At 34.4% G+C, this 5,105-nt stretch carries 5 protein-coding genes; all 5 read right to left on the bottom strand.

Annotated elements, in window-relative coordinates; all coding sequences use genetic code 11:
* Positions 1-126: 126 nt before the first annotated feature.
* The 5 genes from BM088_RS24775 to BM088_RS24755 all read right to left on the bottom strand — a co-directional run bounded on the left by BM088_RS24775 (position 127) and on the right by BM088_RS24755 (position 4,883).
* Positions 127-876 (bottom strand): NUDIX hydrolase, encoded by a 750-nt coding sequence (locus BM088_RS24775; protein WP_091991250.1) that lies wholly within the window; start codon positions 874-876, stop codon positions 127-129.
* A 54-nt stretch (positions 877-930) separates the two neighbouring features.
* Positions 931-3,066, bottom strand: a complete 2,136-nt coding sequence (locus BM088_RS24770; protein WP_143085158.1) for a hypothetical protein — start codon at positions 3,064-3,066, stop codon at positions 931-933.
* A gap of 473 nt (positions 3,067-3,539) precedes the next feature.
* Positions 3,540-3,722, bottom strand: a complete 183-nt coding sequence (locus BM088_RS24765) for a hypothetical protein (protein ID WP_091991244.1) — start codon at positions 3,720-3,722, stop codon at positions 3,540-3,542.
* Between the two features lie 162 nt (positions 3,723-3,884).
* Positions 3,885-4,205 (bottom strand): heavy metal-binding domain-containing protein, encoded by a 321-nt coding sequence (locus BM088_RS24760; RefSeq protein WP_091991242.1) that lies wholly within the window; start codon positions 4,203-4,205, stop codon positions 3,885-3,887.
* Between the two features lie 165 nt (positions 4,206-4,370).
* Positions 4,371-4,883: a hypothetical protein gene (locus BM088_RS24755; protein WP_218156558.1), complete on the bottom strand. Its 513-nt coding sequence runs from the start codon at positions 4,881-4,883 to the stop codon at positions 4,371-4,373.
* Positions 4,884-5,105 lie beyond the last annotated feature (222 nt).

Genomic DNA, 5,105 nt, shown 5'->3' with positions numbered 1-5,105 from the left:
TGGCCTTTAGGCTAATGGTTTTTATTAATAAACTTTACAAAGCGGAACCTCATCTACAAACCCTTGTATGAATTGATAACCTGTAGATTGGCCTTTAGGCTAATGGTTTTATCAAAAAACTTTTGCTCATTCATGTTGTGCAAAAAATATTTCTTTTTTACCGTTTTGCCCTTGATTAAAATCAAGCTCAACATTCACTAAACCTTGAACATTTCTAAGTTTATTCACCAGTTCGCGGTTAAATTCACTATTATTCTCATCTGATATATAGCACTCTAAATCGACCCAACGTGCATCGGCTATTTCATGGGTATCTTGAATTTCAATTTGATGTGTTAAAGGCACTAAACGGCAAATAAAATAAATATTAGATTTACCAAACTGATATGGGTGTTTACTTGCAAAACCTACTAACTCTTTAAAACAGGCTTTAATACCTGTTTCTTCAAAAACTTCTCGCGCCACAGCTTCATGAATATTTTCACCTAACTCAATATGCCCACCAGGTAATTTATACCCCTTACCTGTTGCCAGCCTTTCTCTAATAACAAGTACTTGATTGTCATCATTAATCACCAAAGCGCCCGCACCTATTGAATGCGTCGGCACAAAAGGCGCGTAAGCGTCGGCTACCAACCTTAAAATAAGTGTGACCTCTTGCTCCGAACAATTGTGAAATACAAAGCCCAATTGTATTGCCTGGGGTATAACATCACTTTGATCTATAGGTAGTGTTAACCAAATAAGACGTTTATTGTCACTTTTAGCATGGGAAATTAAATTTTCTAATGACAATTTTACATCGCTATGGCTCAGTGGTAATGACAATGCGTTTATTGTTATGCCATTAAAAATATCGGCTTTAAATGTTAACAATCAGGTACCTATTTAGTTATGTCGTTATTAATAATATTGTAAATGTAATTCACATCAGTTGATATATTCAATACTCACCTGTGTGCTTATGGTGTCATTAATATTAAAGCTTTGATCTGTATATCGCTCACCAAAAACTCTGATCACATACTCTTGAGACTTATTAAAACCTAATCTTATATAACTAAACCCTAATTCAGCATCATGTTCAGAAAGTTTTGTTGAACGACCATTGCCCACTACATCAAATTGATAACGATGAACATCACCATTTTCATCCTGCGTATTAAATACTTTTATGATGACTGAGTCATCTTGCTGAGCAAAAAATCGAATATTTCGAATTGTGCCAGGCCTTTTTTGTGATAATGATTTAATACCACCGTTAAATGAAATTTCAGCTGTATCGCCTATATCCATCATCACAAATGGCGGTGAATAAGTAATATCGGGTAAAGGGGCATCTTCAGGATATATGGTCAAAGCCGTAATAACCCCTTGTTCACTTCCCCATGCATCATTTAATTCTAAAGATAATTCATTGCCTAAATAATCTATTGCAGCTGTATGGTAGGGGTAAAGTGTTTTTAATTGCGCTGCCACACTATAAATACTCATTAACGCCTCACTTGTCGCTGCATTTTGTAACGCGTGATATAAACCTGTCATGCCAATTTCATCAACAAATTGCGTTGTTTGTTTACTACAGTTTGCTCTTGGGTCAATAAGTGCTAATAAAAACCGCGTTATGGTCGTTTCTGAATAAGGAGAAAATTGATAAACAGGTGCACCATTTATATCAACTTCATTTTGAATACTGCAACGCATCGTATCTCGGGCTATGCGCTTTGAGCCAATTTTTGATGCAACTCTTTTATCTATCCAATTATTGAGTGTGACCTTAGCTAATGCAGTGGCAAAACCTTCAGATAAGGCTAATTCTAAAGTTCCAACATCTAGAGCCCTATGCGCACCACCTTGAGAGTCATCTCGGCCTACAAAACGCTTTAAAAAATAATGACCAAACTCGTGAATAATCGTATGCTCATTCCATTCTGATATGTTTGCTAAAGGCTTATTATTCTCATCTATTACACTTCGTCCACTGATAAAGATACGGTCATACCTACCGCTTTGATAAAAAGCATTAGCAACTGCATTGCTTGCCACATTGTCTTGTTGAGACCAATTAATCACTAAAGGCGGGTAATTATTATAAAAAGGAATGTTTTGCTCTAATAAAAACTCTACACTTTTATATATGGTATCTAAAATGGCAAAAGGCTGCGCAAAACTGGTATCAATATCAAAGCTCTGAACATTGTGGTTCCAACCTGTTGTTAAGTGAATATCTAAAGATCCGGTGTAATATAAATCAAAAACTTCTGAACGATAACTATAAATTTCTTGTGCTTTGAGGTTATCTGCTGTGGCTTGGTTTTTAACCATAATATTTAAACCTTGAACATATGAAATATGCGCATTCACTTTTATCTGATATTTATCATTTAAATCAACATCAAACAGCTCAAATTTGTATTCACCATTTTCATTTGTAATCGTCGTGTCAACGATCACACCATTGCTATTGATCAATTCAATCACAATATTACGGCACGCCTGAGGCTGAGGTTTGTTAGGGTTAAACTTATAATGCGGTTTATTATTGATGCTAAACATCTCAAAATTTAGCCTGTCGTAACTAATAACACCATGAACCTCTCCTTGCTCAGAGAAGGTTAAATTGTTCAGTGTATTTTTATCGGCTTTTTTTGTTAAATTGTGATGTAATTCTAAGTGAGGATTTATAATATTGAGCGTTTTTATCTTATTTAAGTGACCCGCTGACAAGATGATGTTTAATTTAGCTGTCGCAAAATCAATATTATTTTCAGCCGTTATCAATATGACATCTTTTTCAATAATAGCTGTAATACCTGTTATTTGATTTTCAATTTCAACCTTAACTTTATCTGAACCAGAGTATTCAATAGTATAATTAACATAGCCATTATAGTTTTCATTTAACGTGACAGTTTTGGCAATACGAATATCAAAAACAGCTTCACTGTAAAAATAAGAGACTAAATCAGTCACATTATTTATTTCATTTTTTTTGTCATATAAGGTTATAAAAAATAACCCTATAACAAGGGCAATCGAGCATAATATTATTGATGATTTTTTCAAGCTTAACCCTGTTACTAAGTTATTTCTCATTAAACATATCTAATATTTAATAGAAACAATTCCTTAACAGCAAGAAAAATAATGCGATATAACTAAGTTTAGGTATTTATAAATAAAACAATTGTCTACAGACTTGGTGCTTATTGATTTGATAACTCACTACCAGCAGGTAAAAATGAAAATATTGTTCCTGTTTAAGTTCGCTAATAACATTTCCTGATAGCGCAACGCCCTCTTCCTCACTGATACCACTGTCATTTAAAGTGAGATGAAACCCGAGGCTTTCTTGTATTGTGTGAGCTGGAAGCTCAACTTAAATAGAGGTTAGCTATCACAGCATTACCTTTTAGCCCATAGATTATTAAACTACTTTTAGCTGACATAATTTATTTTTTAAATTTTATTAAGTATATAAAAGATAAAAAGCGCATATAGCGCTTTAATTTAGTTTCATTTAACAAAATTAAGTAAACTTAACAAACACCTGTAGGGCCGCACCATTGATTATGACTAATACATATTTTATAAGTCGGCACACAGCCTACCTTGGTATCCCATAAACCACCACCAGCAACCATAGGTGTCATATCTGCTGGCAATGTTTTTTTATCTTGTGTAAGATTTTTAAGTTTTACCTTGTTTAATTTTGGTTTCATAACTGTTCCTTTTTTGTTGGTTATTATATAAACTTTAGTACCTTATACAAAAACACACACAAAGAAAAGAGTTTACATTAAATTAACACCTCTGACTTGTCAGAATGACTCACAAAGTTAACGATAAATTGAAGCGCACATTTTGTGACGCGCTTCTAATGTCTATGATGCTTTTAATTTAACAGCAGTTCCAAAAACCATTATTTCAGATGAGCCATCCATAATTGCGCTTGTCGTAAAGCGAATACCTACAACAGCATCAGCTCCCTTTTCATGCGCATTTTCAACTAGGCGCTGAACGGCGATATTTCTAGCATCGGTTAACATTTCCGTATAGCCGCGAATTTCACCACCAACAATACCTTTTAAACTTGCCATAATATCGCGTCCAATATGCTTTGCTTGAACGACGTTACCTGTAACAACACCTACTATTTCTGTGATTTCCTTACCTGGAATTGACTCTGTGGTTGAATAAATCATAATTTTCCTTTAAAAAATAATACGCCTTTAGAAGCTATCTAAAAGCTAAAAACAGAACCTAACTTAATAATAAATTAAGCTAAATGATTAAAAAACGAAACTCAGTTAACAGTATTTTTTGACTTAGGTGTTTGTTATATCGTTTTTCGACCCTTCCTAAGCACTCTATCTTATAAGACTTGATTTGGCAGAACGTAATAATACAACAGAGTATATTTTATGGAACCAAGATAGAATATGAAAACCAAGACCAAACGAAGAGCGACCTGTTTTATTATTTTTTATAGGAACAACTGCAGACCCAAAATACAATCGTGTTTGAATACCGCGCTCACTTTTAACGTGTTTAATCATCAACCATGATCGTGTGCGCTTTTGGTAATCACACAATAACAACTGATTATCACATCGATTTTCAACGCTCCAAGCAGCAAATATATCGGTCTCCCCTTTGGCTAACAGAGCAACTTGCGCATCAGATGAGGGTTTAGATACTACCCACTTCAAAATTGACCGCTCTAGCTTAAAAACGGATGTGGTGTAAAAGGCATGTACATATTGTGAATGCGTTACCATATGAGGCATATCAGTACAGAAACAATCTGTGTATGCCCCATTTTGATGGTAGCGATTCAGTAATGCATTATCTGGAAGCGAACATGACTCTATTGAAAACATGGTTTACACCCTTATGACAAAACTTTTGTTATATTTTAATAGTTTACACCGCCAACATAAATTTTAGTAATACTAAAAAGCGAATTTATAAGCTAATGTTAGTTAAATAAGTGATCTTTTTTAAGCAGCCTGTACGGCAGTGAACCGTCTGCAATTTGTGCAATGACATCGGTTAATTTTCTAAGCTGCCTTTACGGCAGTGAACCAGCAGGTACAGGTGGA

The organism is Pseudoalteromonas denitrificans DSM 6059 (assembly GCF_900112265.1).
In the GTDB taxonomy this organism is placed as follows: Bacteria; Pseudomonadota; Gammaproteobacteria; order Enterobacterales; family Alteromonadaceae; genus Pseudoalteromonas; species Pseudoalteromonas denitrificans.
Note: the sequence above shows the minus strand (reverse complement) of the source record. Positions and strands in the feature narration are given on the sequence as shown.